This window comes from Alteromonas sp. RKMC-009, from assembly GCF_003584565.2.
GTDB lineage: Bacteria > Pseudomonadota > Gammaproteobacteria > Enterobacterales > Alteromonadaceae > Alteromonas.
The window spans coordinates 1601224-1627958 of record NZ_CP031010.1; the positions used below are offsets into that span (position 1 = coordinate 1601224).

A 26735-nucleotide genomic window follows, 5' to 3' on the forward strand; every position below is an offset into this window, starting at 1 on the left:
ACTGCTCAAGGAACATAAATGAAATTTAGCATCAAAACTGCAGCCCTGCTAACCGGCTTCTGTGCGGCATTCACGGCTAACGCCAACATTATCAGCAGCTACGATATCGACTTCGCTGCCCAGACTCTGACTGCACATCAACAAAGCGGCACGTCTAACTACGGAACCTGGACAAACAATGGCAGTGTACTGAACCTGCGCGAAAACAGCTGGTTCACACTGAACCTGGATGATGCTTTCGGGATCCAGAGCCTGGATTTAGATAATTCTGCTTCAGATATTTTGTTGTCATTTGAATTTCGTATGACGCCGGGCAACAACAATACTAATGCAAACCCTTACTCTGAGATTGGCGGGATCTGGCTGGCAGATTTCTCTGCCGGTGAACAGAATAACGATGCCAGCCGCACGTTTGCTCTGGGTGGCACACAGAATTTCGGTCTGGATGACTTTACTTATACCAACGAACCAGCCTGGGAAACCTTCTCTATTACTCTGGATGATTACATGTCAGGACTTATTACCGACATCGTATTCATTAACGATTGTGATGCAGCCAGTGGTTGTGGAGATATGAAGGTTCGCTTCCGGAATGCCTCTATTACAGAAGTCAGTGAGCCAACCGCCATGTCACTGATCCTTCTGGGAATAGGGTTTATGGGATGGCGCACAAGACGCCAGAATCAGAAGGTCGCCTGATCTTCATTGCCCGCCACGTCACATCGCGGGCTTTTTTATTGCTTTTTCGGGGCTGCCGGCAACTTGACTAAGTCACTGAAGTTGTTAGACTGCCCTCGCTTAATTTGCGGACTCCGCAATAAGCATTAGGCCAAGGGGTGCCGTCTTTACGGCTGAGATCCATTCCATGGGAACCCTTAAACCTGATCCGGATAATACCGGCGTAGGGATGGTGATAAAAGCAATCTGAAAACCTCAATACCTGCCGTAAAGCCGGATCTTTTTGATGATTAAAGAGATCCTAATGAAAAAAAACGCAATTCTTCTCGCACTACTTGCACTTCCTGCCTTTGCTGATGACACTGCAGACATCGAACGTATTACCGTCAGTGGTGATTTCCGCACAGCGACTCTCGATCAACTCAGTGCCAGCGCTTCTGTGTTATCAGGCAACCGCCTGGACAGCCGTCAGGCTACCTATATTGACAATGTATTAAGTATTGCGCCGAATGTGAATTTTGCGGCCGGAGCATCCCGTGGACGTTTTATTCAGATCCGGGGGATTGGTGAGCGCAGCCAGTTTGCTGAACCGATTAATCCTTCAGTCAGTTTCCTGGTCGACGATTTTGATTTCTCCGGTCTTGCTGCAGCAGGTGTACTTTTTGATACACAGCAGGTAGAAGTTTACCGCGGACCACAGGCGACAGTATTCGGAACCGGTGCTCTGGCCGGTGCGGTTAAGATTGTCAGCAATGCTCCTTCAGAAGAGAGTGAGAGTCATTTTGAATTGTCTGTGGGAAACAAATCTTTCTTCCGCGCTGAAGGTGCTCATGGCGGACAAGCGTCTGATTCTCTGGCCTGGCGTGCAGCGTTTGTGCACAACAGCAGTGACGGTTTTATTGAAAATGACTTTTTGGGTGCCGACGATACCAACGGGATTCATGAGAATGCAGTAAGGCTGGGAACACTGTGGGATGTGACTGACAAAACATCCGTTGCGGTGGATTTCCGCTGGTACGATATCAATAACGGTTACGATGCTTTCTCACTGGATAACAACCGCCACACGTTGTCGGATGAACCCGGCTTTGATGAGCAGGAAACCAAAGCGGTCAGTGCACATATCAATCATGAAACCGCCGGTGGTTTGCTGGAAATCATTGCGACTATGGCCGGTCATGATATCGCTTACGGCTACGACGAAGACTGGACCTACACTGGTTTTCACCCCTGGGGCTATACATCCTTTGATGCATATTACCGGGATGTTTCCCAACAATCTGCCGAGGTGCGTTTTACTTCTGCTGAAGATAAAAAAATCTTCAATGACACCACGACCTGGGTTATCGGTGGCCGCATCAATCAGAGTGAACAGGATTTACTGCGCCAGTATACCTATGCTGACGGCGACTTTATCAGTACCTTCGAACCGCAGACAACAGCGGTTTACGGTCAGCTTGATACTCAGCTGACTCCGTCTTTATTGCTGACGTCCGCCCTGCGTGTTGAAAATTACGCCTATGATTATGCTGATAATGCGCAGGTGGTGTACGACGATGACACGACCATGACCGGCGGCAAACTGGCACTGACCTGGGATATGGGAGGGGACTACCTGTATGCCAGCGTATCCAGAGGTTACAAAGGTGCCGGCATTAACTATGATGAACAGGTCAGCCGGGAGCGCCGTTTCTTTGATGCGGAATACAACTGGAACTATGAAGCAGGCTACAAAGGCAAACTGTTTGTTCCTGAGTTGACTGCCCGCGCAGCAGTTTTCTTCATGGAACGGGAAGATACCCAAATCAGCGATTTTGATGTTCAGGAACGTGAAGACGGTTCTGCCGCCTTTATCGATATCACGGCGAATGCCGATGTGGGCACAAATAAAGGGGCAGAACTGGAGCTTTCCTGGCAGGCAACGTCATCCTGGACAGTGCAGGCCAGCGCGGGTTACCTCAGTGCCACCTTTGAAGGTTACGAGACTGCCGACGGTGAATATGTCAGTAAGCAGCGTCAGGCTCAGGCACCTAAATATACAGCGAACCTGTTCAGTGAGTTGTGGCTGACTGATTCTCTGGTATGGCGCGCTGATATGGACTTTAAAGACGAATACCGCTTCTCTGATGGCCATGATGAAACAGCACCGGCCACAACGTTGTACAACACTGATATTACCTGGGTAAAAGGCATGTTGCGCACCACACTGTGGGTAAAGAACGTGTTTGATAAAACCTGGTACACCCGCGGTTTCGGTGGATTCAGTAACGATCCCCGTGATTACTATGAGTTTGCTGAACCTTATTATCAGTTGGGTGATGGCAGACAGTTCGGCGTCACAGCCCGTTTTCAATTTTAAGGAATCTCTATGCAGGTCATGGTTGAGCTATCTCTGTATCCTCTGGTGAATGAGTACATTCCACCCATAAAGTCGTTTATTGACAGACTGAACAGTTACGACACCCTTGATGTGACGACCTGTTCTACCAGTACACAGGTCACCGGCGAGTATGCCGACGTTATGGCGGTACTGGGAAAAGAAATGCAGCGCACCCATGAAGAAGTCGGGCAGGCCATTTTTGTGGCCAAGTTTCTGAACTTCGATGTGATGCAGGCCCGTAAGGATCAGGATGACTGATTTCATCCCGCATTTCTTTGAACAGATAGCCGCGACATCACTGGCCGAGTGGGTTGCTGTAGTGCTGGCACTGGCCTATGTCTGGCTGGCTGCCAGGCAAAACCGCTGGTGCTGGCTGTGTGCATTTATCAGTACGGCTATTTATACCTGGCTCTTCTGGCAGGTTACACTGCCATTTCAGGCCATCCTGAATCTGTATTACATGATGATGGCCGGATACGGGTATTATCAGTGGAACCGTCAGGCTGCCGGCGACGACCGGGTGCATTCCTGGCCATGGTATACCCATGCCATGCTGGTGCCGGGACTTCTCCTGATCGCCTGGGGCTTATCCTTCTGGGCACAGGGGCAGTTCAACAGCGAACACCTGCTACTCGATGCAAGTATACAGGTGGTCAGTGTGGTGACTACCGTGATGGTGGCCCATAAGGTTTTACAGAACTGGTTGTACTGGATAGTAATCAATCTGGCTTCAGCTTACCTTTACGCCCAAAGCGGCCTGATGTTGTCGGCGTGTCTGTTTCTGGGATATGTCGGATTTGCCGTATTTGGTTATGCACAATGGCTGAAACAATGGAAGATGCAGGAACATGACGCCCGCGCTTATCGTTAAAGCGTTAGCAGAGCCGTTGAAGCTTAGCGGTAATGCAATCTGTGAATCACGGCAGGGCGGGGATGTGAATCGTCTGTTCAATATCACTGACGGTGAGCGTGAGTTCGCTGTTAAGTGGTCTGCCGGTGAGAGTTTTACCGGTGTAAACAAACATGCTCAGTTTACGCTTCAGCATAGCCTGTTCCGTCAGGGCATTGCGCCTGAACCTGTGTGGCTGAGTCCTGACTGCACGCTGTGGGCAGAACGCTGGGTCACCACGGATGCGGAACCGGCGAACAACGCAAACAGTGAAGACAGTATCATCCTGCTCGCCTTTGCGTTACACACCATTCACTGCACAGCTATTGACGCGCCACCTCTGTGTCTTGAGCCCAGACTGGTGCGCTATTTTGAAAGTGCAGATCTTGAGAGCAGTCATCCCCTGGCTGAAGCATTGAGAAACGTGATTGATTCCGGTGATGCACAGCAGCCGCCTGCTGAACAGGCGGTGCTTTGTCACAACGATCTGTCTTTGCCGCACATTGTGAGAACCGGAGCCGGTGGCGCTAAACCCGTTATCGTAGACTGGGAATATGCTGCCAGCGGCAATCGTTATTTTGATGTGGCATCCTGTGCTGCGATTAATCAGTTAAATGACGAAGCCGCTTTGCGCTTGTATAAACACTACGCCGCTTTAAGCGGGGCCGCTGAAGAGAAGGTCATCTTTGCCTGTGAACAGCAACGCCGGGTGGTGAATGTCACTGCTGCACTCTGGCAGGCAGCACTGGAAACCACTAACCGGCAGAAGGTGAGTGAACCGGAGTAACAGCCATGCTGTGCGCTTTTTGTGCGTATTGTGCGAATGCCAGGCAAAGGCACTGGTTTTGCTGTTTTTTTGCCACAAAAAGGCTTTACCTTTGTTAATGCATACGTATAATGCACAGCGCGCTAGGGGTGTAGTTCGAATTGGTAGAACAGCGGTCTCCAAAACCGATGGTTGGGGGTTCGAGTCCCTCCACCCCTGCCACTTTTCCTCTGAGTAAGTTATAGTGTTCCTACTTTCTTCCACTCAAAAGTAAATCCATTTTCATGACGTCCGGTTTAAATCCTTATCAAATTGCTGTTCTTCAGGAAATGGGTATCTGTGTATGGCAATCTCAGGCTGTATCACAGACTCAGGCAACATCTGCTGCCGGTAACAGTCACACTGCTGAACTAACGCCTTCCGGCGCTGCCGTTCCATCTCAGTCTTCTGTTCAACCCGCCGCAAGTGGTCAGGCACGCATTGCGCAGCTTCGTTCCATGCTGGGGAATAAACAGGATAAAAAACCATCTGCCCCGGAAAAAGTGCAGGACGATGAAGCAAAACCGGCATCACCGGCGGTTGAAACCATTGATCCCCGCAGCTTCGGAGCTGCCGGACAGGACATATTACAGGCGTTGTCTCTTTTTTACGATGCAAAGTCTGTTCGCTGGCAATTTGGTTCAGAGTTGTCCCTGAAAAATAATATTCTTTCATTACCTTATAAAACTGCGCCATCAGACGCTGCGGAAAAGCGCCGTCTGTGGCAGGTCATTTGTGCCGGTCAGTAAGTGATGCCGTCGTTCACACTCCAGCCACTTTCTGACACTCTGATCAATGACGCCCATGCTATTCATCAGCAGGCCACTTATAATCCCTGGTCCTTATCTACCTTTGCGGACTGTCTTACACCGCCCTATGCAGGTTTGGCAGCACTTAACAGTGAGCTTAAGCTCACCGGTTACGCCGTGATATTACTGGTTGCCGGCGAAGCCACGTTAATGGACATTGCAGTTGCTGTTTCTGACCGGGGGCAGGGGGCCGGAAAACAGTTATTAGACGGTGTGATTGCATGGTGCCGGCAACAACAGGCTGAGTCACTGTGGCTCGAGGTAAGAGCCGGAAACCTCAAAGCCATTTCACTGTACGAAAAAGCCGGTTTTGAAGACATTGAAGTGCGTAAAAATTACTACCCTTGTGATGGCGGTAAAGAAGACGCGCGGATAATGCGTATGTTGCTGGTATAGGGCGTCAGCGATTATACCCGGCGGTTGTATCCTACAGAGTAAACCATCTCCCGGTGAGAAAAATAATCTGAAATCTCATCCAAAATCCTCTCTTCACGTATAATTAACAAAAGTGTGTTTTGTTCAATTAGCAGGTGAATATGATGGCTGACAGCAATAAAAAAGCCCGTGAACATGAACGGGAAATCACGCTGGCGGAAGAAGACTTTCGTCATGACGAAGAAGAATTCGACTCCGTCGCCGGGGAAGAGGATCCCGGGGCTGCATTAGAAGAGCTGGTGGAATACGATAAATCCATACCGGAGAAGAAAAAGTAAGACCTCCGGAGTACAAACTTTCTGCCTGCCGGTGCAAATGCGCCGGCGGATTTGCACCGTAGAGAAAAGGGCGGCAATTTTTCTCAATTCTGGTATCATGCGCGCCAATTTTTGAAATTCAAGGTGGCGCCGCCCGCAAGCTCTGAACCCGCGTCTACCCTCACACAGTGACAGATCAGAATATCCATGAGTAACCTAACCAGCGAAATCAGCAAACGCCGTACGTTTGCGATTATCAGTCACCCCGATGCGGGTAAAACTACCATTACTGAAAAGGTCCTTTTGTTCGGACAAGCTTTGCAAAAAGCCGGTACCGTGAAAGGGAAGAAGTCCGGTCAGCATGCCAAATCTGACTGGATGGAAATGGAAAAAGAGCGGGGGATCTCAGTTACGACCTCGGTCATGCAGTTCCCTTACTGTGAAAATCTGGTGAACCTGCTGGATACGCCGGGACACGAAGACTTCTCTGAAGATACCTACCGCACACTGACTGCCGTTGACTCCTGTCTGATGGTTATCGATGCGGCAAAAGGTGTTGAGGATCGTACCCGTAAGCTGATGGAAGTTACCCGTCTGCGCGATACGCCTATTATTACCTTCATGAACAAGCTCGACCGCGATATCCGCGACCCGCTGGAGTTGCTTGATGAAGTTGAAAACGAGCTGAAAATCCTGTGTGCGCCGGTGACCTGGCCAATCGGTTGTGGAAAAGAATTTAAAGGTGTTTATCACCTGCACCGTGATGAAGTGATTTTGTACAAATCCGGTCTGGGTCACATGATTCAGGATGTACGCATTATCAAAGGTCTGGATAATCCGGAACTTGAAACTGCTATTGGCAGCGGTTTGCTGGAAACATTGAAAGACGAACTGGAGCTGGTTCAGGGGGCGTCTAACGAGTTTGATCAGGAACTGTTCCTTGAAGGCGAACTGACACCGGTATTTTTTGGTACAGCACTGGGTAACTTTGGTGTTGACCATATGCTGGATGGTCTGGTTGAGTGGGCACCTGCGCCGCAGGGACGCCAGACAGAAGACGGTGAAATCAGTGCTGATGCGCCTGAGTTCAGTGGTTTCGTGTTTAAGATCCAGGCGAATATGGATCCTAAACACCGCGACCGTATTGCGTTCTGCCGCATCGTTTCGGGGAAATACGAGAAGGGCATGAAAATGCGTCATTCACGGATTAATAAAGACGTCCGTATTTCTGACGCGCTGACCTTCCTGGCCGGTGACCGGGAACTGCTGGAAGAAGCCTATGCCGGTGACATTATTGGTTTGCACAATCACGGGACTATCCGCATCGGTGATACGTTCACGTCCGGCAATAATTTCCGCTTTACCGGTATTCCTAACTTTGCGCCGGAACTGTTTAAGCGTATCCGCCTGAAAGATCCTCTGAAGCAAAAGCAATTGCTTAAGGGACTGATCCAGTTATCTGAAGAAGGGGCTGTGCAGGTTTTCCGTCCTCTGATCAACAATGACCTGATCGTCGGTGCGGTAGGTGTACTGCAGTTTGATGTGGTTGTGGCCCGCTTAAAAGCGGAATATAACGTAGATGCAATCTACGAACATATCAGTGTGAGCACAGCACGCTGGGTGTACAGTAAAGATGCGAAGAAGCTGGATGAGTTCCGCCGTAAAGCTGAACAAAACCTGGCGCTGGATGGCGGTGACAACCTTGCCTACATTGCACCCACTATGGTGAATCTGCAACTGGCTAAAGAGCGTTACCCGGATATCGAATTCAAAGAAACCCGCGAACATTAAGAACAGACAGAAGACGAAGAAACGATGAACATACATGCTTTATTAGTCAGCCGTTTTAGCGAAGCACTGGAAAAATTAGGTGCTGAAAATGCGCCGGTGCCTGTGGCACGCAGTTCGCGGCCTGAATTTGGTGAATATCAGTTCAACGGTGCGATGGCACTGGCGAAACAATTAAGACAAAAGCCCCGTGACATTGCGGAGAAAATTGTTGAGCTTGTTAACCTGGATGACGTTGCCAGTAAGCTGGAAGTGGCAGGTCCCGGTTTTATTAATGTGCATCTCAGCGATTCCTGGCTGGCGAATCAGTGTGAACTGGCACTGCATGATCCGCGGATGGGCGTGGCAAAAGACAGCCAGCAGACCATTGTGGTGGATTACTCTTCCCCGAACCTTGCTAAAGAAATGCACGTGGGCCATCTGCGTACCACTATCATTGGTGATGCGGTAGTTAAAGTGCTGGAATTCCTTGGTCATAAGGTTATCCGCCAGAACCACATGGGCGACTGGGGGACACAGTTCGGCATGTTGCTGGCACACCTTTCAGACAAGCTGGAAAGTGAGGTAGCGGAAACTGCACTGTCTGATCTGGAAGACTTCTACCGTGAAGCGAAAGTGCGTTTCGACGAAGAAGAGGGCTTCGCAGACCGTGCCCGTGAATACGTGGTGAAATTACAGGGTGGCGACGAGCAGTGCCTCACGCTGTGGAAACAGTTCATTGATGTATCCGTTCAGCACAGCGAAGAAGTGTATAACAAACTGAATGTCAGTCTGACCCGTGACGATATTATGGGTGAGTCTGCCTATAATGATGATCTGGCAAATGTCATCCGTGACCTGAAAGAAAAAGGCATTGCGGTAGAAGATCAGGGCGCGCAGGTTGTGTTTATTCCTGAACTGGCGGACAAAGAAGGGAATCCGGCGGTGTATATTGTGCAAAAATCCGGTGGAGGCTACCTGTATTCCACTACCGATCTTGCAGCCATGCGCTACCGCAGCGGCAAACTGAATGCTGACCGTACGCTTATTCTTACTGACGCCCGCCAGGCGCTGCACTTTAAGCAAACTGAAATTGTGGGCCGTAAGGCCGGTTTCATGAAAGCAGAACAGACTTATGAGCATTGTCCTTTCGGTATGATGCTTGGCAGTGACGGCAAGCCATTTAAAACCCGTACCGGTGGCACGGTGAAACTGGTTGAGTTACTTGACGAAGCGGTAGAGCGCGCCGGCAAACTCATCAGCGAGCGGGACAACGACCTGTCAGAAGCTGAACTGGCTGAAGTGGCCCGTAAAGTGGGTATTGGTGCGGTTAAGTACGCTGACTTAAGTAAAAATCGTACCACAGATTACGTGTTTAACTGGGACACCATGCTGAGCTTTGAAGGTAATACAGCGCCTTATCTGCAATATGCGTTTACCCGCGTGAAAAGTATTTTCCGTAAATCCGGTATTGCGGTGGCAGATTTGAAAGGTGCAATGACCTTTACCGAAAAGCAGGAGCATGCACTGGCTGTGCTGTTACTGCAATTTGAAGAAGTGATTGGTCTGGTATCCCGTGAAGCAACGCCTCACGTGCTGTGTACTTACCTGTACGATGTGGCAAGCGCATTCATGAGTTTCTACGAAGCCTGCCCGATCCTGAAAGACGGTATTGATGAAGCGGTGCGTAACAGCCGGCTTGAACTCGCCGCGCTGGTGGCCAATACACTGGAACAGGGCCTCAGCCTGCTGGGTATCGAAACACTGGAAAAAATGTAAGTTTATCAGGCAGTACTGATATCAGAGAAACCGGCAGTCGCTTTTAGCGCCTGCCGGTTTTTTGTTTCCGGTCAAATTTGTACGCCGCATCAGGCAAACTGCTCAGTGAGCCAGTTTATGAAGGTGCTGATTCGTTTAGGCATATGGCGTCTTGATGTGTAAACCACCGAAAGAGGCAGGGGCGGGCAGGTAAAATCATCCAGAATTGTTACAAGTTCGCCACTGGCCAGGTACTGCTTAACCCCGTGATGAGGAACCTGAATGATTCCCAGTCCCGCCAGGCAGGAGGTCAGGTAGGCGTCTGTAGTGGCCACCGATACCCGGCTTGTCATCGCTACCTGATAGTTATGCCCGTTGTGGAAATAATCAAAGGAATCCGCCGCAGGGCGCATATCTGGTGAGTAGCCCACCACGAAATGCTTGCTCAGAGCCCTGTCATATTTGCATTTAAAAGCGCCGTACTTTCTGACGCAGGCATTGCTCAGTGATATTGAAGATAACGGGCATATTCTGAATATCTCATCGGGTCTGGCCCGGTTCAGCTTGCCCGGCTCAAGTGCTTATGCAGTGATGAAAGGTGGCGTGGAAGTACTGACACGGTATCTGGCAAAAGAACTGGGCGGTCGCGGGATCAGCGTAAACACCATCGCGCCGGGTGCCATTGCCACAGATTTTGCCGGCGGAACGGTAAGAGATAACGCGGAAGTGAATCAGTTTGTCAGCAGCGTGACAGCAAAAGGCAGAGTAGGAGAAGCTTCAGATATCGGCCCGGCAATCGCCAAAATACTCAGTGATGATTGTGCATGGATGACCGGTCAGCGCGTGGAACTTTCCGGCGGCATGTTTTTGTAAAATCACCAAATTTGTTTGTTTTTATACCGTCCGGTAAAGGCTTCAAGGCATTTGCCGGACACATCCCTTCGCCGTAACCGGTCATAACCACTGAAAATCTGGTGAAATTCGCCTGATTCCCGGCGCGCCCACTATCAAAATCCCGCCAGATTCGGTACTATCCGCCGTCCTGTTTTTTAATTTATCTCCTGGCGAAATCATGTTTGAAGTAAATCCTGTCAAAAATGCCATAGCAGATATCCGGGTGCGCTCTGAAGCACTTAGGGGGTATCTTTGACTTCGATACGAAGTCTGAACGTTTAGAAGAAGTTAACCGTGAGCTTGAAAGCCCGGACGTCTGGAATGAGCCTGAGCGCGCACAAGCCTTAGGGAAAGAAAAAGTAGCCCTGGAGCAGGTGGTTGAAACCATTCAGAAGCTCGAACAGGGTGCTGAAGACGTTGAAGGCTTACTGGAACTGGCCATCGAAGCGGAAGATGAAGAAACCTTCGAAGAAGCGAAATCTGAACTTAATTCGCTCGTTGAAGCGTTGGAAGTACTCGAATTCCGCCGTATGTTTGCAGGTCCTAACGATGCCTGCGATGCGTATATCGATTTGCAGGCGGGCTCCGGTGGTACGGAAGCTCAGGACTGGGCCAATATGCTTCTGCGTATGTATTTGCGCTGGGGTGAAGCACACGGCTTCAAAACAGAAATTATCGAACTGTCAGAAGGCGAAGTGGCTGGTATCAAGAGTGCCACGATCCGTTTTGAAGGCGAGTATGCGTTTGGCTGGCTGAGAACGGAAACCGGTGTACACCGCCTGGTGCGTAAGTCACCGTTTGACTCCGGAAACCGCCGTCACACGTCGTTCTCTTCTGCGTTCGTCTATCCTGAAATTGATGACAATATCGAAATCGATATCGATCCGTCTGATTTACGTATTGATACTTACCGCGCCTCCGGTGCCGGTGGTCAGCACGTTAACAGAACGGACTCGGCGGTTCGTATTACCCACGAACCCACGGGCATCGTAGTGCAGTGTCAGAATGACCGCTCACAGCACAAGAATAAAGATCAGGCAATGAAGCAACTGAAAGCCAAACTTTATGAGTTTGAGCTGCAGAAGCAGAATGCTGAAAAGCAGGCGTTGGAAGATAACAAGTCTGATATCGGCTGGGGCAGCCAGATCCGCTCTTACGTGCTGGACGATTCCCGCATTAAAGATTTACGTACAGGTGTAGAAACCCGTAATACGCAAGCCGTCCTCGACGGTGATTTAGATAAATTCCTGCAAGCCAGTTTGAAATCTGGCCTGTAAATTACACTTAAAAGTGAACAGGTTATGACCGACCAACAACTCGACGAAAATAAACTCATTGCCGAGCGCCGGGCTAAATTGAGCGCGATTCGGGAAAACTGCCGTGCCAATGGTTTCCCTAACGACTTCCGCCGCGAAAACTACGCTGAGGAACTGCAGGCGCAGTTCGGTGAAGTGGATAAAGAAGCGCTGGCGGAACAGGGCAATAAGGTTTCCGTTGCCGGCCGTATTATGGCCAAGCGCGGTCCGTTTCTGCTGCTGCAGGATATGACCGGTCGTATTCAGGCTTACGCCGACAAAGAAACACAAAAAGAAATTAAAGCGAAATTCGGTAGTCTGGACATCGGTGACATCATCGGTGTAGCCGGCGACCTGCACAAGTCAGGTAAAGGTGACCTGTACGTGAACATGGAAAACTGGCAACTGCTGACCAAATCACTGCGTCCGCTGCCAGAGAAATTCCATGGTCTGAGCGATCAGGAAACCAAATACCGTCAGCGTTATGTGGATCTGATCACCAGTGAACATACCCGCCGCAACTTCAAAATCCGCAGTGCCCTGATTAACGGCATCCGTCAGTACCTGACCGAGCGTGATTTTATGGAAGTGGAAACGCCAATGCTGCAGGTCATTCCCGGCGGTGCAACGGCCAAGCCTTTCGTGACTCACCACAATGCGCTGGACATCGACATGTACCTGCGTATCGCACCGGAACTGTACCTGAAGCGTCTGGTTGTGGGTGGCTTCGAGCGGGTATTCGAAATCAACCGTAACTTCCGTAATGAAGGTTTGTCGACCCGTCACAATCCTGAGTTCACCATGCTGGAATTCTACATGGCGTACTCTGATTACAATGACCTGATGAACCTGACTGAAGACATGCTGCGCAAGCTGGCTCAGGACATTCTTGGCACGACAGAACTGGTTAATACTACCCGTGACAGCGAAGGCGAAGTGACGTCTGAAACCCGCTATGATTTCGGTAAGCCTTTCGATCGTCTGAGCATGGGCGAGGCTATCCTGAAATACTGGCCAGAAGCCAACGAGGCTGCTATCCGCGACCCGGAAGCGCACCTTGATGAAATGAAAGCCATGGCGAAACAGCTGCACATTAAAGAGCCTGAAGTAGACGGGATCTGGGGTGCAGGTAAGTACCTGTGTGAAATCTTTGAAGCGACAGCTGAAGAGAAACTCATCCAGCCCACCTTCATCACTGAGTATCCGTGGGAAGTGTCTCCGCTGGCCCGTCGTAACGACGATAACCCGTTCATCACAGATCGCTTCGAGTTCTTCGTAGGCGGCCGTGAACTGGCTAACGGTTTCAGCGAACTTAACGATCCTGAAGATCAGGAAGCCCGTTTCCGTAAGCAGGTTGAAGAAAAAGATGCCGGGGATGATGAAGCCATGCACTTCGATGAAGATTACATCCGTGCACTGGAATATGGTCTGCCGCCAACAGCGGGTCAGGGGATCGGTATCGACCGTCTGGCTATGTTGTTCACTGACAGCCCGACAATCAAAGACGTTATCCTGTTCCCGCACATGAAGCCGGAAGTACAGGAATAAATCTCTATTCTGCTTGCTAAAAAACGGTATGCGCGAAAGCCCATACCGTTTTTTTATGTCTTTGATTCAATCGCTTTACTCCGGCCTGTCGTATCACTCGTAACAAGGCGTATTTAAGAACACTTTTGCAGGAGCCGGATATGACAGGGAAAGAGAAAAACGAAGACGAGCGTCATGTTGACTCGCCGCTTACGAAGGAAGAAGAGCAGGATGTGCGTGATCACCAGAGTCTGAGCTCAGTTTCTCTGTATGCGGTGATTCACCGTGAGGGGCTTGAAGAGCTTGAGCGGCCGGGTATGTCGCTGTGGTGGTCCGGCGTGGCCGCCGGCATTGGCATATCAACCTCAGTACTTGCAGAGGGCATTCTGCATACGGTGTTTGAAGGTTCAGACTATCAGTTTGCGCTGGAGAACTTCGGGTATACCGTGGGCTTTGTCCTTGTGATCATGGGCCGGCTGCAACTGTTTACTGAAAATACTCTCACTGTCATTTTACCGCTGCTTAACCACCGCTCTCTCACCATGCTTGGCTGTACCGCAAGGTTGTGGGCTATCGTGTTTGCCGCCAACATGGCGGGTACTCTACTGGCCGCGACGTTAATGTATCAGTTACATACCGTGCCGGTGGAATACATTGAGGGGATGAACGCTATTTCAAGACATTATGTGGAGCTGGAATTCGGGCAGGCCTTTTCCTACGGGGTCATTTCAGGCTTCATTATCGCCGGTATTGTCTGGATGAAACCGTCGGTGCAGAGTGCCGCTTTCTTCGTCATCGTTATGTTTACTTATCTCATTGCTATGGGGAATTTCACCCACGTGATTGCCGGGTCTACGGAATTGTTCCTGCTTGCGATGCAGGGGGAAGTCACACTATATCAACTCTGCTCACTGATTTTTGCTACGCTGCTGGGGAATATTGCCGGTGGGACAGGGTTATTTGCCATGCTGGCTCACGGGCAGGTCGCCCATGAAATCGATTAAGCCGGAAAACGGTCTGTCAGTGCATCAAACAAAGACTGATGAGCGGGAACCGGGATGTGATGCGCTGCAGCTTTCTGTAACAGGTATCCGGTAATCGCACCGGTTTCCAGCGGACGGCCATGAGCAGCGTCCTGGTGCATACTGGAGTAGTTGGCTGCCGTGGCCCCGGCAACCCGCAATACACGGTTTTTCAGAAAGTCTGCACTTTCCTTGTAACCGCAAGCCTCCATGACCAAGCTGGTTTCGCGACATAACGATGAAATCACTGCGTCATATGCCGGCTCTGTAAGTTGCCCGTTGCGGATGTTATGCAGTGCCGTGAGCGGATTAATCACCAGATTGACAGACAGCTTCTGCCAGAGAGCGAGAGCAATATTGTCGCAGCGTGTTACCGGCGGAAATGCCTGCCCGAGGATTCGAAACACTTTTTCATCCGCACTGTCATTCCTGTTTTGTCCTGTTGCCGGGCCTGCCAGCGTTTCACCAAAACCGGTATGGCGCACAGCGTTCTGCTGACGCAGAGCGCCGTGGCTGGTGGTTGCCTGATAAAGTCTTACAGAAGGCAAAACAGAACGAAAGATCTCATCTCCCCCCATACCGTTTTGCAGCAGCAAGGCCGGCGTATTATTCGTAAAAACGTGAGACCACTGTATCAACGCTTCTTTCAGTTGATAAACCTTCACAGGAATAACAATCAGATCGAACAGAATATCCACCGGGCTGTCCGAAGTAATGATGGTGTCAGGCAAGGAAACCGTGCTGTCATTTTGCAATGTCACCGTCTTAACGGTGGTCTGTTGCGCACCAGAGCGGGGCTGTCTCACTGCACGGGTGACATCAAAGCCGGCTTCCAGTGCCTTTGCAGCAAAGAGTGAACCTACAGCGCCGCTGCCTATAACACAGAGCCTGACTGACATTACCGGCTCTTTATTTCCGGCAGGGTGAAAGATGGCCAGGGCAGTGACCGGTTGTCCGGCTGTTCCGCAAGCCAGCCGGAAAATGCCTCAGAGACAAAGCGCGAGCCTTCCTCAGGCGTACAGGTGATGCTGAAATCCTCACCGTTATAGCAAAAGTGTAATTGCCACGCGTGCAGATAGACACGGTCAGCCTCTTGGCCGCCATATAACGTGTCACCCAGAATAGGCGCACCCAGACTTTTCATGGCAACTCGTATCTGATGGGTTTTCCCGGTAAGCGGTTTAACCAGCGCAATGCGTCCGGTTTCAGCACGGTGATAACTGAAGAACTGGGTGACAGCCGGATTTTCGCGGGTTTTCATCAGCACATGCTGTCCACGGCGCCGGTTTTTCATATCACCGGCTATGGTGCCCTGTTTCTTCGCCGGTTTTCCCGACAGGATGGCCAGATAATATTTTTGTATGTCACGACCGGCAAACAGCCCGCTTAACTGTGCGGCTGCAGAAGCATTGCGGGCGATCAACAGACAGCCCGAAGTTACAGTATCGAGACGGTGACATAAGTAAAGTTGCTGTTCACCGGTGAGTGCCCGGACAGCATGTATCACGCCCAGCGCGTCATCGTGCATAGGCATGCCGACGGGTTTATGAATGACATAGAAGTCGGGATGTTCAAAACACATCCCGACAGAGGTAGCGGGGCTATCCACGGATCAGGTTCAGTGCGGTATCGTAATCAAGTTCGTCAATGGCATCACGCAGGGTTTGCTGTAATGCCGGATCCGGCGTGGTGGCGGCCAGCCAGCTGTCCAGCTGATCCTGTGCAATAAATTCACTTTGTTCCAGCGCCTGAATAAAGGCAGCAGGCGCCTGACCGGTTTGCGGAGCAGAAGCCGGGGATTCAGCGGTACCGGTGGTGGCTACAGCAGGCTCACTGTCCTGTTGACCGGCTGCCGGCGCATTCATAGCGGCTTCTGCGGCTTGCAGGTCGTCAAGCAAGGCCGGATTAGCCTGTAATGTTGCGATAGCGTCCAGGGTAACAACCACTGTTTGCTTGAGGGCAGGGAGGGAAGCCGGCACCGTTTCCTGCGCTTTAAGCTCGTTTTCTGTTTCTTTACAGGTCAGGTGAAGCTGGTTAATCCCCAGATTACTCGATACCCCTTTGATGGTATGAATATACACTCTGGCTTCCTGCCAGTCACAGTTATCGAGTAAAGTTTGAAGTTTATCTGAGGCGTGCTGGTATTCGTCGGCAAACTTTTGCAAAAGTCGCAGAAACAGCGTTTTATTCCCACTTAACTGAGAAAGGCCAAATTCGAGATTGATTATCTTTTCGGCAGAATCCATACAGTCTCTCCAGGTGTTTACACCAGTGTATTTCATTAATAAATAAATTGATACAAAGGGGTTAAGGAGACCTGGGCTTTCTGAGCCAAATTCTGGTAGTCTCAGTAACAATCTGTATTCTGTTCCGGCACAACGGGGCAGACCTGTTTAAGACGGATTGTCTTAACAGTGACGAACTTACAATGAAAAAAGGAAGCCTGATGGCGTTATCTCTGGCCACAAAAGTTTTAGTGTGTGCGAGCGTTGCAGTGTCATTAAGCGGATGTCAGTCTCAGAAGCCTGCTGAGCAGACAACCGTTGCGGTGCAGGAGCAGCAAGTCCATATCCCCTACGAAAAATATACGCTGGATAACGGCCTGACCGTTATTTTGCATGAGGACCATTCTGATCCACTGGTACACGTGGATGTGACGTATCACGTAGGCAGTGCGCGGGAAGATGTCGGTAAGTCCGGCTTTGCCCATTTCTTCGAACATATGATGTTCCAGGGCTCAGAGCATGTTGCTGATGAAGAACACTTCAGGATCATCACTGAAGCCGGCGGAACCCTGAACGGAACCACCAATACAGACCGGACCAATTACTTTGAAAGTGTACCGGCTAATCAGCTTGAAAAAGTACTGTGGCTTGAAGCCGACCGCATGGGCTTTTTGCTGCCGGCGGTAAATCAGACCAAGTTTGAGAACCAGCGCGATACCGTGAAAAATGAGCGGGCGCAGCGGGTGGATAATCAACCTTACGGATTGCGGTCTGAGAAAAATGGTGAAGCCCTGTATCCGGCAGGCCATCCTTATTCCTGGTCCACCATCGGTTATGTGGAAGATCTCGACCGGGTTGATGTAAACGATCTGAAAGCCTTCTTTAAGCGCTGGTATGGTCCTAACAATGCCGTGCTGACCATTGGTGGCGACATAGATGTCGCGCAGACCAGAGCGTGGGTGGAAAAGTATTTTGGCCCGGTGCCCCGTGGTCCTGAGGTGGCAGATCCTGAGCCACAGCCGGTAACCCTGAAGGAAGACCGGTACGTGACGGTAGAAGACAAAGTGCATCTGCCTTTACTGCAAATCACGTTTCCTACGGTTTACGCCAGGCACCCTGATGAAGCGCCTCTTGATGTACTCGCTGACATTCTCGGCGGCGGTAAAACATCGCTGTTCTATAAAAACCTGGTGAAAGAAGGCGTTGCGGTTCAGGCGGGTGTTTCTCACCCCTGTCGTGAACTGGCCTGCGAGTTTCAGTTACTGGCACTGGCGAATCCGCAGAAGGTAGAAAAGCTTGCTACGCTGAAGACGCTGGTTGATGAGACACTGACAGAGTTTGAAACCCGCGGCGTTAATGAAGATGATCTTCAGCGCACCAAAGGCGGGATTGAAGCATCAACCATTTTCGGTCTGCAAAGTGTATCGGGTAAAGTCAGTGCCCTGTCCGGCGGGGAAACCTTTTACGGCCAACCTGACCTGGTTCAGGCTGATCTTGACCGTTACCGTAACGTGACAGCAGAAGATGTTATGCGGGTTTACCGTCAGTACATTAAAGGCAAGCATGCTGTGACCGTGTCTGTGGTACCTCAGGGGCATCCGGAAATGGCGGCTGCCCCGCAAAACTTCACGCTTCCGCCCCGTGATATTCCCGGACCTGACGAGTCTGCCGGTGACGTGGTGACGGCGGAAATTAAAGATTCGTTTGACCGGACAGTGGTTCCGGAAGCGGGTCCTGCGCCGACGGTGCATGTGCCTGAATTCTGGAAAACTAAATTAGCGCCGGGTATCGATATGCTTGGTGTAACCAGCGCTGAAACGCCAACGGTGACACTGACGCTGAATCTGGAAGGCGGCATGCTGCTCGACCCGCAGGATAAGGCCGGTCTGGCTTATCTCACGGCTGCGATGATGAATGAATCAACGGAAAATTATTCCAACGAAGCGTTATCAAATGAACTGGCGAAACTGGGCAGTTCGGTGAGCTTCAGCGCGTCAGGCCGTTACACCCAGGTGTCAGTATCGTCGCTGACAAAGTATCTGGATGAAACCATGGCACTGGTGCAGGAAAAGCTGTTTCATCCTGCATTCAATGAAGAAGATTTCAACCGGCTGAAAGCCCGCATGGCGCAGAGTCTGCAGCAAAGTATGCGTAATCCGGATTACCTGGCAAACCGTGCAAAAGAAAAAGTGTTATACGGAGAAGAAAACCGGGTAAGCCTGCCGGCTTCCGGTACCCTTGAAACACTGGCTAATATCGAACTGGCCGACATCAAAGACTTCTACAGCAAGTATTACACGCCGTCCCATGCCACCATTGTGGCAGTCAGTGATTTAACTCAGGTCCAGATGGCTTCTGCTTTATCTTTCCTGTCAACGTGGCAGCCTGCGGACTACACCATTCCTGTGTTCAGCGACTTTCCTGAGTATGATAAAACGCAGATCTTCGTGGTAGATAATCCTCAGGCCGTACAGTCGGTGGTATATCTGGTGAAACGGGCGCTGACCTTTGATGCAACCGGCGATTACTTTTTAGCACGACTGATGAATTTCCCGCTGGGCGGAGCATTTAACAGCCGTATTAACCTTAATTTGCGGGAAGATAAGGGATACACCTACGGCGCGTCCACGTCTTTCATTGGCGGTAAAACCTTAGGCTGGTTTGAAGCCCATGCAAATGTGACGGCGGTGAATACCGCTGACTCCATCAAAGAAATGATGAAGGAAATTAAGCTGTACAGAGAGCAGGGCATGACGGAAGAAGAACTCCGCTTCATGCAGAACGCCTTTACGCTCAGCGATGCGCTGGAATACGAAACACCGAGCAGCAAGGTAGCATTTCTGCGTCAACTGCTGGCCTACGATCTGGCAGATGATTACCGTGAAACCCAGACCAGCCTTATCAGGAATATGACAACGGACAGGTTGAATGCTGTGGCGCAGCGGGAATTGAATTTGGACGAGATGCAAATTATTGTGGTAGGGGATGCTGAGGCACTGGCGCCACAGCTTGCTACACTGGATTTGCCCGTTGTCCCGCTGTCACTGAATTAATTTTTATTGAAATTTGAGGGTTACGCCCCACATCGTGGTGCTGACCCTCCTCTATGGATGAATACATTGACCTCATCAGAGCCAACTTTCTCCCGTCGCCTTGCGGCGATGAACGCGACTGCGTTTTCAAGTGCACTAAAAGACATTAAACATGGCGTCGAACGTGAAGGCCTCCGTATACAGTCCAATGGCCGGCTGGCGGAAACAGCCCATCCTCAGGCTCTGGGTTCGGCACTGACCCACGAGTGTATCACTACCGACTTTTCTGAAGCCTTGCTGGAATTTATTACGCCGCCGGTGGCAGACAGTCAGGTAACAGAAACCCAGTTAAGGGATATCCACAAATTCGCCAGTGAAAATATGAACGGCGAAATGTTGTGGCCCATGAGCATGCCGTGTTTCATTGATGATGAAAATAAAATTCAGCTGGCTTATTACGGTGAATCTAACGTTGCACAAATGAAGCGCGTGTACCGTATGGGACTTAAAAATCGCTATGGCAGTATGATGCAGGCGATTTCCGGTGTGCATTTTAACTTTTCATTGCCGGATACATTCTGGCAGGCGTGGGCAGAACTGAACGGTGTAGAATACTCTCAGGATCAGGTTTCTGCTGATTATTTCTCGCTGATCCGTAATTACCGCCGTTTTTGCTGGTTACTGCCGTATCTGTACGGGGCATCGCCGGCGCTGTGTCAGTCCTTCCTGAAAGGGAAGCCGACGACGCTGAATTTTGAAAAAGTCGGTAAAGGCACGGTTTATCTGCCTTATGCGACCTCTTTGCGTATGAGCGATCTGGGTTACACCAACTCAGAGCAGTCAGCTTTACAAATTTGCTATAACCACATCGATACCTATGTGGAAAAGCTTCGTAGTGCCATGTACACGCCGTCCTCACGGTTTGGCCAGTTTGCCGCCGGAGAGGGCGGGCATTTTCAGCAGTTATCTAAGAATATTCTGCAGATAGAAAATGAACTGTATTCGCCTATTCGTCCCAAGCAGCCCACGCGCTCCATGGAAAAACCTACCGATGCCCTTGTGCGCCGCGGCGTTAACTATGTGGAAGTGCGGGTACTGGACGTGAATCCTTTCTCGCCTGTGGGCATTGACAAAGGCCAGATGGATTTCCTCGATGTCTTCATGCTTTCATGCCTGCTGACAGACAGCCCTGAAATGACGGCAGAGGAGCTCACCGTTTGCCGGGAGAATATGGATAAAGTGGTCCTTGAAGGACGTAATCCTGACCTGATGCTGGAAAACAAAGACGGCAGTGTTGCATTTCGCGAATGGTGTGAAGGGCTGTTTGCTGTATTTGAGCAAACCGCAAAAGTGCTTGATAACGCCAACGGAACATCGGCATACAGCGATGCTGTCAAAGCTGAGTGGCAAAAAGTACTTAATGCTGATGAAACGCCATCCAGTAAAATTCTGGCAACGTTGCTTGAAAATGATATGGATAACGGTGTACTGGGGCTTAATCTGGCCAGACAGTACGCGGAAGCATTTAAAGGCTATGAATATCTGCACTATGATTTGAAAACATTTGAAAAAATGGCCGCTGATTCACTGGCTGCGCAGCACGCTGTTGAGGCGACGGATGAAGTACCTTTTGCAGATTTTATTGCCGGTTATTTCGCAGAACCGATGGCTACACGGGACAGCTGAAGCCTGAATTGACCTTGCCGGGGATAAAAAAATGCCTGGCAAGGGGGCCAGGCATAAGAATGTTCCAGGGAAACACACACATTTATTACCAGAACACTTATTAAGACAGCGGGCAGTGAGAAAGTTCAACAATTCACAACGATTTTTTGCAGGTGCCGGAATTGTACTGCTTTTAAGTGGTATTACCGGTTGTGCCACGTCGCCTCCGCAGGACACCAGTAACATTTGCGAAATCTTCTACGAGAAAGAAGACTGGTATGATGCGGCCGCTGATGCCCGCGATAAATGGGGCGTGCCAATCCATGTTCCCATGGCAATCATGTATCAGGAAAGCTCATTCCGGCATGATGCACTGCCACCAAAAGATTATGTATTTTTTGGTCTTATTCCATGGGGCCGGGTCAGTTCCGCTTACGGATATTCTCAGGCGAAAACGGTTACCTGGTCTGACTATGTCAACGAAACCGGCAACAGCTGGGCGGACCGGGATGATTTTGATGACGCCATGGATTTCATGGGCTGGTTTATTTCCAAGTCGTACAAAATTAATGGTGTATCAAAGTGGGACGGTTATGCCCAGTACCTGAATTACCATGAAGGGTGGGGCGGGTATAAACGTCGTACCTACAACAGTAAGCCCTGGCTGAAAAAGGTGGCTGGTACGGTTAAAGCACGCTCATTGCGTTATGCTACCCAGTTAAAAACCTGCGAAGAAGACTTGCAGAAAAGCTGGTTTTGGAAACTGTTCACATAATGATGATGTGATTGCGTAAAGGGCTGGCATTATTGGTGTGAAAGTACCGGACGCGGCAGTTTTTTCCTTACGAAGGATTCAATACGAAGTTTACTGAGAGAGAAAAGAAGTAGGCAGGCGCACCACACACCTGCCTACAATCGACGCTAAGCCAAGACCGTTAATCACCCAACGTCGAACAGGCAGGAACAATATAGTGTAAATGATAATGATTTGCAATAGCGTTTTGTGAATTAAATCCTATTTTTTTAAAAGCCTCTTTTTGATCTGCATCACGGGTCTTATTTGCATCGACTGTTCCCATTGATTCAGATCACAGATTTACCTGCCGCAGCCATGCACACTAGCACTGTAAAAAGTTATCAATGTTAGGGAGTAATCTGATGTGGCTGACCATGCTTAAAGACCCTGTAGTATGGGGTTCACTTCTGGGTATTTTTATTGTTGTTTTGATGATGTGTTATTACACATGGCTGTTTATGCACAACAGCGCGGGACCGGATAAATAGTTTGTTATTGTTTACTGAGGCCCGGATCAAGGGTTTCGATAAGCACCAGTAACGCGCCTTGCCCGCCATACTCCAGGGGAGCCTGGTGAAACGCTTTGACATGGGGGTGTTGAACCAGGTAGTGAGGCAAGGCGTTTTTTAGTACGCCGGAACCGATGCCATGCACAATGGCTACACAATCAATAAGCTCCTTGCGCGCGGTGTAAATGAGTGCGGATAATTCCAGTTTTACGTTTTCGCGGTTCAGACCGTGTAAATCCAGTACAAGCTCAGGATAGAAATCTCCCCGCCGTAATCGCTTCAAACTGTGTGTCGGTTCATTTTCGCGGCAATACCGCATGGGACCCTGATGGGGCAGGCTGGCCTGATAGACATCTGAAAACGCAAAACTGGCATCCAGCAGCTTTTGCTGACGGCTGTCCGGGCGGGTGGCGGAATGCAGTCGCTTCGCCGGCACATGACGGCGTTTATGCACAATTTTGTCCTGTGACAGCGGCTTTATACCACTTACCGCTTCCCGGAATAATGACATGTCATTGTCGTCGTCTTCCGGTTTCCACTGATCAGCCAACCATTTTCTCCTGTCTGTTTTAGCCTGTGTTCATCTGCACGTCTGTTATCGCGCAATTTGTGTTGGGTGTCATTGCGAGTTTCGGTATGATACCAGCTTTATTTCTGGCGATGTACCACACTCCATGACCGATAAGATTTATTTAGACGAAGCCATCCGTGAACTGCACACCATGCTGGACATGGTGAGATGGTCTGTGAGCCGTTTTAACGATGCGCACCTGTACTACGGGCATGGCACTGATAACAGCTGGGATGAAGCTGTTTGCCTTGTGATGCATGCATTGCATCTGCCTCAGGATATTACATCGCAAACCGGTGACGGCTTATTTTCAGCCCGTCTTACCACTTCAGAAAAAGAGAAAGTTGCAGATTTAGTCTTAAAGCGGGTACAAACACGCATGCCATTGCCGTATATTACCCGTGAGGCATGGTTCTGCGACATGCCATTTTACGTTGACGAAAGAGTGTTGATCCCCCGTTCACCGTTTGCCGAATTGATCAAAGATCGCTTTTCCGCTTATCTGTCATCTGAGCCGGCCAGTATTCTGGACATGTGCACAGGTGGGGGTTGTATTGCTATTGCGCTGGCCCATACATTTCCTGAAGCCCAGGTGGATGCCGTGGATATTTCCCACGACGCCCTGGAAGTGGCAGATTTCAATATTCAGGAACATCAGTTAGGCGACCGTGTTTTCCCTATTCATTCAGACTTATTTACCAGTCTGGAAGGCCAGCGGTACGACTTAATCGTGTCGAACCCGCCTTATGTCGATGAAGAAGACATGAATGATTTGCCGGACGAATATCAGCATGAGCCTGAATTAGCCCTGGCGGCAGGAGAAGATGGTCTGGATCTGGTTGAGCAGATGCTGAAGCAGGCACCGGTGTATTTAAAAGAAAATGGCTGGATGCTGGTGGAAGTCGGCAACAGTCAGGTGCATATGGCTGAACGTTTTGCCGGGTTAAACGTGGAATGGGTAGCACTTCAACACGGCGGACACGGTATTTTTGCCGTCTCCCGTGCGTCTTTGGTTTCATATCTTAACGGGAAGGAAAGTTAATACAGATGTCTGGTAATAGCTTTGGAAAATTATTCACTGTCACCACATTCGGTGAAAGCCACGGGATTGCAATAGGTGGCGTGGTTGATGGCTGTCCTCCGGGACTGGAAATCTCAGAAGCCGATCTGCAAGTAGATTTAGATCGCAGAAAACCCGGCACTTCCCGTTACACCACCGCCCGCCGGGAAGGTGATGAGGTACAAATTTTATCGGGTGTGTTTGAAGGTAAAACCACCGGTACCAGCATTGGCCTGTTGATCCAAAATACCGATCAGCGCAGTGGTGACTATTCCAATATCAAAGACCGTTTCCGTCCCGGTCATGCGGATTACACCTATCATCAAAAATACGGCATGCGGGATTACCGTGGTGGTGGCCGCTCTTCTGCCCGTGAAACGGCTATTCGTGTTGCGGCAGGCGGTATTGCCAAGAAATTCCTGAAAGAAAGTTGCGGCATCGAAATTCATGGCTATCTTTCCCAGCTTGGACCGGTCAAAGTAGAGACCGTTGATCACAGCGTGACGAATACCAATCCGTTTTTCTGTCCTGACGAAAGTAAGCTGGACGAATTAGACCAGTACATGCGTGACCTGAAAAAATCAGGCGACTCTATCGGTGCGAAAGTCTCGGTAGTGGCGACGGGAATGCCTGTCGGATTGGGTGAGCCGGTTTTCGACCGCCTCGATGCTGACATTGCCAGTGCCATGATGGGCATTAACGCGGTGAAAGGCGTTGAGATTGGCGATGGTTTCGGTGTGATTGAACAGAAGGGCAGTGAGCACCGCGATACACTGACACCGGACGGCTTCAGCAGCAACCACGCCGGTGGTGTGCTGGGTGGTATTTCCAGTGGCCAGGATCTGGTTGTGCACATGGCGCTTAAGCCAACGTCCAGTATTTCAGTGCCCGGTAAAACCATTGATGTGGACGGCAACGAAATCGATATCGTGACGAAAGGTCGTCATGACCCGTGCGTAGGTATCCGTGCTGTGCCCATTGCTGAAGCAATGCTGGCGATTGTGTTAATGGATCACGTGCTGCGCCACCGCGCACAGAATGCCGGTATCATGTCCGGCACACCTGTCATTCCGGGCAACTCTGCGAAATAAGCGCCTCTCTTTGAACAATTCCAATCTGTGGTGCGTGTTATGAATGCTCATTCGCGCACCAATATCATTCTGCTAGCTGTTACCTACTGGTTGTATTTTGGTCAGCTTGGTGTACTCACACCCTATTTAGGCATTTTTCTTGATGGCCGCGGGTTTACCTCGTCAGACATCGGCGAATTGTGGGCAGTGATTACTTTATCCCGAATTGTCGGTCCGTCTCTGTGGGCCAGTGTGGCAGACAAAACCGGTAAAGCGGTAAATGTTGTCCGCCTCGGTTGCCTGTTGTCTGTGGTGTGTTTTACATCTGTATTCTGGTTTAGCAGTTTCTGGGGCCTCACGCTGGCCTTCGGATTAATGATGATGTTCTGGACGGCGGTGTTGCCTCAACTTGAGGTGATCACCATTCAGTCGGTAAAACCCACCAGGATAAGTTATGGCCAGGTTCGCCTGTGGGGCAGTATCGGTTTTATAGTACTTACAGTGTCCACAGGAAAAGCGCTGGATATCTTTTCCTCAGAAGCGCCGGTGTATGCCAGTTTATTTGTGCTGACCGGGTTGTTTCTGGCTTCTCTGTTTATTCGTCAGCCGGACAAAGTGCCGTCTAAGGATGAAGAAACCGGTACGCTGTGGCAAATTGCCCGCAACAGAACCTTTTTGTTATTTCTAGCCTCCGCCGCTCTATTGCAGGTAAGTTTTGGCGCTTATTACGGGTTCTTCGCTTTGTACATGCGGGATCTCGATTACAGCGGTCAGCAAACCGGTATGCTCATCGCCATTGGCGTTGTGGCTGAAATCGGCATTTTCCTTATCGCCCGCAGACTGATTGCCAGAGTGGGTGTGTGGCAATTGTTATTGTGGTGTATGGTGTTAACAGCAGGCAGATGGTACGCACTGGCGGCGTGGGCAGAGCATGGCGTGGTTGTGGTGATAAGTCAGCTTATTCATGCGCTCAGCTTTGGCCTGGCGCATGTTACTGCTATGCACTTTATCACGCACTTTTTTCCGTCCCGTTTCCAGAGTCGCGGTCAGGCCCTGTACGTCAGTATTGCTTTCGGTATGGGCGGAGCGCTGGGCAACTATGTGGCAGGTCAGTTGTGGGACCAGGGTGTTCATGCTTATGAAACCTTTGCCTTTGCGGCCGGAGCGGCGTTTCTGGGGGCTGTTTGCTTGCTGTTCTGCCATCGTCCGACAATTAATACACAGGGCGCATCCTAGCGTTCCTGTGCTTTTTTGCCACTATCCCCGTTGATGACAATTTGTTGCATTTAAA

At 50.2% G+C, this 26735-nt stretch carries 26 protein-coding genes, 1 tRNA gene and 1 riboswitch; of the genes, 22 read left to right on the top strand and 5 right to left on the bottom strand.

Going from position 1 to position 26735, the window contains the following annotated elements; translation table 11 throughout:
* The first annotated feature begins 18 nt into the window (after positions 1–18).
* From DS731_RS06980 to argS, 11 genes are all read left to right on the top strand, one after another.
* Positions 19–699, top strand: a complete 681-nt coding sequence (locus DS731_RS06980; protein WP_119500647.1) for a hypothetical protein — start codon at positions 19–21, stop codon at positions 697–699.
* A gap of 123 nt (positions 700–822) precedes the next feature.
* Positions 823–925: riboswitch (TPP riboswitch) on the top strand.
* A 57-nt stretch (positions 926–982) separates the two neighbouring features.
* The gene (locus tag DS731_RS06985; protein WP_119503340.1) at positions 983–3037 is read left to right on the top strand and encodes a TonB-dependent receptor; all 2055 of its coding nucleotides are present in this window, start codon (positions 983–985) and stop codon (positions 3035–3037) included.
* A 9-nt stretch (positions 3038–3046) separates the two neighbouring features.
* Complete coding sequence (locus DS731_RS06990; protein WP_119500648.1) at positions 3047–3316, top strand: hypothetical protein; 270 nt, start codon at positions 3047–3049, stop codon at positions 3314–3316.
* The gene (pnuC, locus tag DS731_RS06995) at positions 3309–3929 is read left to right on the top strand and encodes a nicotinamide riboside transporter PnuC (protein WP_119500649.1); all 621 of its coding nucleotides are present in this window, start codon (positions 3309–3311) and stop codon (positions 3927–3929) included. The genes DS731_RS06990 and pnuC overlap by 8 nt, the downstream gene beginning before the upstream one ends.
* Positions 3907–4734 carry a phosphotransferase gene (locus tag DS731_RS07000; protein WP_119500650.1) on the top strand — a complete coding sequence of 276 codons (828 nt, stop codon included), beginning with the start codon at positions 3907–3909 and terminating at the stop codon, positions 4732–4734. Before pnuC ends, DS731_RS07000 begins: the two co-directional genes overlap by 23 nt.
* A 124-nt stretch (positions 4735–4858) precedes the next feature.
* Positions 4859–4935, top strand: a tRNA-Trp gene (locus DS731_RS07005).
* Between the two features lie 62 nt (positions 4936–4997).
* Positions 4998–5501, top strand: a complete 504-nt coding sequence (locus DS731_RS07010; protein WP_119500651.1) for a hypothetical protein — start codon at positions 4998–5000, stop codon at positions 5499–5501.
* A gap of 3 nt (positions 5502–5504) precedes the next feature.
* The gene (rimI, locus tag DS731_RS07015) at positions 5505–5957 is read left to right on the top strand and encodes a ribosomal protein S18-alanine N-acetyltransferase (protein WP_119503341.1); all 453 of its coding nucleotides are present in this window, start codon (positions 5505–5507) and stop codon (positions 5955–5957) included.
* Positions 5958–6097: 140 nt separating this feature from the next.
* The gene (locus tag DS731_RS21885) at positions 6098–6274 is read left to right on the top strand and encodes a hypothetical protein (protein WP_161599114.1); all 177 of its coding nucleotides are present in this window, start codon (positions 6098–6100) and stop codon (positions 6272–6274) included.
* A gap of 186 nt (positions 6275–6460) precedes the next feature.
* Entirely contained in the window at positions 6461–8044 is a 1584-nt protein-coding gene (prfC, locus tag DS731_RS07020) for a peptide chain release factor 3 (RefSeq protein ID WP_119500652.1), read from the top strand.
* A 24-nt stretch (positions 8045–8068) separates the two neighbouring features.
* Positions 8069–9799: an arginine--tRNA ligase gene (gene argS / locus DS731_RS07025; RefSeq protein WP_119500653.1), complete on the top strand. Its 1731-nt coding sequence runs from the start codon at positions 8069–8071 to the stop codon at positions 9797–9799.
* A gap of 89 nt (positions 9800–9888) precedes the next feature.
* Here the strand turns inward: argS and DS731_RS07030 are convergent, their stop codons facing one another.
* Positions 9889–10209: a LysR substrate-binding domain-containing protein gene (locus DS731_RS07030; RefSeq protein WP_150154255.1), complete on the bottom strand. Its 321-nt coding sequence runs from the start codon at positions 10207–10209 to the stop codon at positions 9889–9891.
* Positions 10210–10240: 31 nt separating this feature from the next.
* Here DS731_RS07030 and DS731_RS07035 point away from each other — a divergent pair, with 31 nt between their 5' ends.
* The 4 genes from DS731_RS07035 to DS731_RS07050 all read left to right on the top strand — a co-directional run bounded on the left by DS731_RS07035 (position 10241) and on the right by DS731_RS07050 (position 14498).
* The gene (locus DS731_RS07035; RefSeq protein ID WP_232373503.1) at positions 10241–10651 is read left to right on the top strand and encodes an SDR family oxidoreductase; all 411 of its coding nucleotides are present in this window, start codon (positions 10241–10243) and stop codon (positions 10649–10651) included.
* 199 nt (positions 10652–10850) lie between these two features.
* Positions 10851–11949, top strand: a protein-coding gene (prfB, locus tag DS731_RS07040) for a peptide chain release factor 2 (protein WP_119500656.1) whose coding sequence is annotated in 2 segments (ribosomal slippage) — positions 10851–10925 and positions 10927–11949 — 1098 coding nt in all. Because the reading frame shifts where the segments join, the coding sequence is not laid out codon by codon here.
* A gap of 24 nt (positions 11950–11973) precedes the next feature.
* Positions 11974–13515 (top strand): lysine--tRNA ligase, encoded by a 1542-nt coding sequence (gene lysS, locus DS731_RS07045; RefSeq protein ID WP_119500657.1) that lies wholly within the window; start codon positions 11974–11976, stop codon positions 13513–13515.
* Between the two features lie 140 nt (positions 13516–13655).
* The gene (locus DS731_RS07050; protein ID WP_119500658.1) at positions 13656–14498 is read left to right on the top strand and encodes a formate/nitrite transporter family protein; all 843 of its coding nucleotides are present in this window, start codon (positions 13656–13658) and stop codon (positions 14496–14498) included.
* Here the strand turns inward: DS731_RS07050 and DS731_RS07055 are convergent.
* From DS731_RS07055 to DS731_RS07065, 3 genes are read right to left on the bottom strand one after another with little or no spacing between them, the layout of a single operon-like run.
* Positions 14495–15415 (bottom strand): ketopantoate reductase family protein, encoded by a 921-nt coding sequence (locus tag DS731_RS07055; protein ID WP_119500659.1) that lies wholly within the window; start codon positions 15413–15415, stop codon positions 14495–14497. The two genes, DS731_RS07050 and DS731_RS07055, sit on opposite strands and share 4 nt — an antisense overlap.
* Positions 15415–16125 carry a TIGR01621 family pseudouridine synthase gene (locus tag DS731_RS07060; RefSeq protein ID WP_232373504.1) on the bottom strand — a complete coding sequence of 237 codons (711 nt, stop codon included), beginning with the start codon at positions 16123–16125 and terminating at the stop codon, positions 15415–15417. Before DS731_RS07060 ends, DS731_RS07055 begins: the two co-directional genes overlap by 1 nt.
* Positions 16118–16762 (bottom strand): Hpt domain-containing protein, encoded by a 645-nt coding sequence (locus DS731_RS07065; protein ID WP_161599115.1) that lies wholly within the window; start codon positions 16760–16762, stop codon positions 16118–16120. Before DS731_RS07065 ends, DS731_RS07060 begins: the two co-directional genes overlap by 8 nt.
* A gap of 200 nt (positions 16763–16962) precedes the next feature.
* Between DS731_RS07065 and DS731_RS07070 the strand changes: the two genes are divergently transcribed.
* From DS731_RS07070 to DS731_RS07085, 4 genes are all read left to right on the top strand, one after another.
* A complete protein-coding gene (locus DS731_RS07070; protein WP_119500662.1) occupies positions 16963–19794 on the top strand; it encodes a M16 family metallopeptidase in 2832 nt (943 codons plus the stop codon).
* A 66-nt stretch (positions 19795–19860) separates the two neighbouring features.
* Positions 19861–21459, top strand: a complete 1599-nt coding sequence (gene gshA / locus DS731_RS07075) for a glutamate--cysteine ligase (protein WP_442858442.1) — start codon at positions 19861–19863, stop codon at positions 21457–21459.
* Positions 21460–21619: 160 nt separating this feature from the next.
* Positions 21620–22213 (top strand): transglycosylase SLT domain-containing protein, encoded by a 594-nt coding sequence (locus DS731_RS07080; protein ID WP_181013666.1) that lies wholly within the window; start codon positions 21620–21622, stop codon positions 22211–22213.
* 395 nt (positions 22214–22608) lie between these two features.
* Positions 22609–22722, top strand: a complete 114-nt coding sequence (locus tag DS731_RS07085; protein WP_442858453.1) for a DUF3149 domain-containing protein — start codon at positions 22609–22611, stop codon at positions 22720–22722.
* A 4-nt stretch (positions 22723–22726) separates the two neighbouring features.
* Here the strand turns inward: DS731_RS07085 and smrB are convergent, their stop codons facing one another.
* Positions 22727–23293, bottom strand: coding sequence for an endonuclease SmrB (gene smrB / locus DS731_RS07090; RefSeq protein ID WP_232373506.1), 567 nt, complete (start codon positions 23291–23293; stop codon positions 22727–22729).
* 124 nt (positions 23294–23417) lie between these two features.
* Between smrB and prmB the strand changes: the two genes are divergently transcribed.
* The 3 genes from prmB to DS731_RS07105 are packed head-to-tail and all read left to right on the top strand — an operon-like array spanning position 23418 to position 26680.
* A complete protein-coding gene (gene prmB, locus DS731_RS07095) occupies positions 23418–24356 on the top strand; it encodes a 50S ribosomal protein L3 N(5)-glutamine methyltransferase (protein ID WP_119500664.1) in 939 nt (312 codons plus the stop codon).
* Between the two features lie 5 nt (positions 24357–24361).
* A complete protein-coding gene (gene aroC, locus DS731_RS07100; RefSeq protein WP_119500665.1) occupies positions 24362–25465 on the top strand; it encodes a chorismate synthase in 1104 nt (367 codons plus the stop codon).
* Between the two features lie 39 nt (positions 25466–25504).
* The gene (locus DS731_RS07105; protein WP_119500666.1) at positions 25505–26680 is read left to right on the top strand and encodes an MFS transporter; all 1176 of its coding nucleotides are present in this window, start codon (positions 25505–25507) and stop codon (positions 26678–26680) included.
* Positions 26681–26735 lie beyond the last annotated feature (55 nt).

Bases quoted from the DNA above. Each gene is read 5' to 3' on its own strand.
- DS731_RS21885 (WP_161599114.1), top strand. From the start codon at position 6,098: ATGATGGCTGACAGCAATAAAAAAGCCCGTGAACATGAACGGGAAATC.
- DS731_RS06985 (WP_119503340.1), top strand. From the start codon at position 983: ATGAAAAAAAACGCAATTCTTCTCGCACTACTTGCACTTCCTGCCTTT.
- DS731_RS06980 (WP_119500647.1), top strand. From the start codon at position 19: ATGAAATTTAGCATCAAAACTGCAGCCCTGCTAACCGGCTTCTGTGCG.
- DS731_RS07055 (WP_119500659.1), bottom strand. From the start codon at position 15,415: ATGTCAGTCAGGCTCTGTGTTATAGGCAGCGGCGCTGTAGGTTCACTC.
- argS (WP_119500653.1), top strand. From the start codon at position 8,069: ATGAACATACATGCTTTATTAGTCAGCCGTTTTAGCGAAGCACTGGAA.
- DS731_RS07085 (WP_442858453.1), top strand. From the start codon at position 22,609: ATGCTTAAAGACCCTGTAGTATGGGGTTCACTTCTGGGTATTTTTATT.
- DS731_RS06990 (WP_119500648.1), top strand. From the start codon at position 3,047: ATGCAGGTCATGGTTGAGCTATCTCTGTATCCTCTGGTGAATGAGTAC.
- aroC (WP_119500665.1), top strand. From the start codon at position 24,362: ATGTCTGGTAATAGCTTTGGAAAATTATTCACTGTCACCACATTCGGT.
- prfC (WP_119500652.1), top strand. From the start codon at position 6,461: ATGAGTAACCTAACCAGCGAAATCAGCAAACGCCGTACGTTTGCGATT.
- DS731_RS07105 (WP_119500666.1), top strand. From the start codon at position 25,505: ATGAATGCTCATTCGCGCACCAATATCATTCTGCTAGCTGTTACCTAC.
- DS731_RS07070 (WP_119500662.1), top strand. From the start codon at position 16,963: ATGGCGTTATCTCTGGCCACAAAAGTTTTAGTGTGTGCGAGCGTTGCA.
- rimI (WP_119503341.1), top strand. From the start codon at position 5,505: ATGCCGTCGTTCACACTCCAGCCACTTTCTGACACTCTGATCAATGAC.
- pnuC (WP_119500649.1), top strand. From the start codon at position 3,309: ATGACTGATTTCATCCCGCATTTCTTTGAACAGATAGCCGCGACATCA.
- DS731_RS07000 (WP_119500650.1), top strand. From the start codon at position 3,907: ATGACGCCCGCGCTTATCGTTAAAGCGTTAGCAGAGCCGTTGAAGCTT.
- prmB (WP_119500664.1), top strand. From the start codon at position 23,418: ATGACCGATAAGATTTATTTAGACGAAGCCATCCGTGAACTGCACACC.
- DS731_RS07050 (WP_119500658.1), top strand. From the start codon at position 13,656: ATGACAGGGAAAGAGAAAAACGAAGACGAGCGTCATGTTGACTCGCCG.
- DS731_RS07010 (WP_119500651.1), top strand. From the start codon at position 4,998: ATGACGTCCGGTTTAAATCCTTATCAAATTGCTGTTCTTCAGGAAATG.
- DS731_RS07065 (WP_161599115.1), bottom strand. From the start codon at position 16,762: ATGGATTCTGCCGAAAAGATAATCAATCTCGAATTTGGCCTTTCTCAG.
- lysS (WP_119500657.1), top strand. From the start codon at position 11,974: ATGACCGACCAACAACTCGACGAAAATAAACTCATTGCCGAGCGCCGG.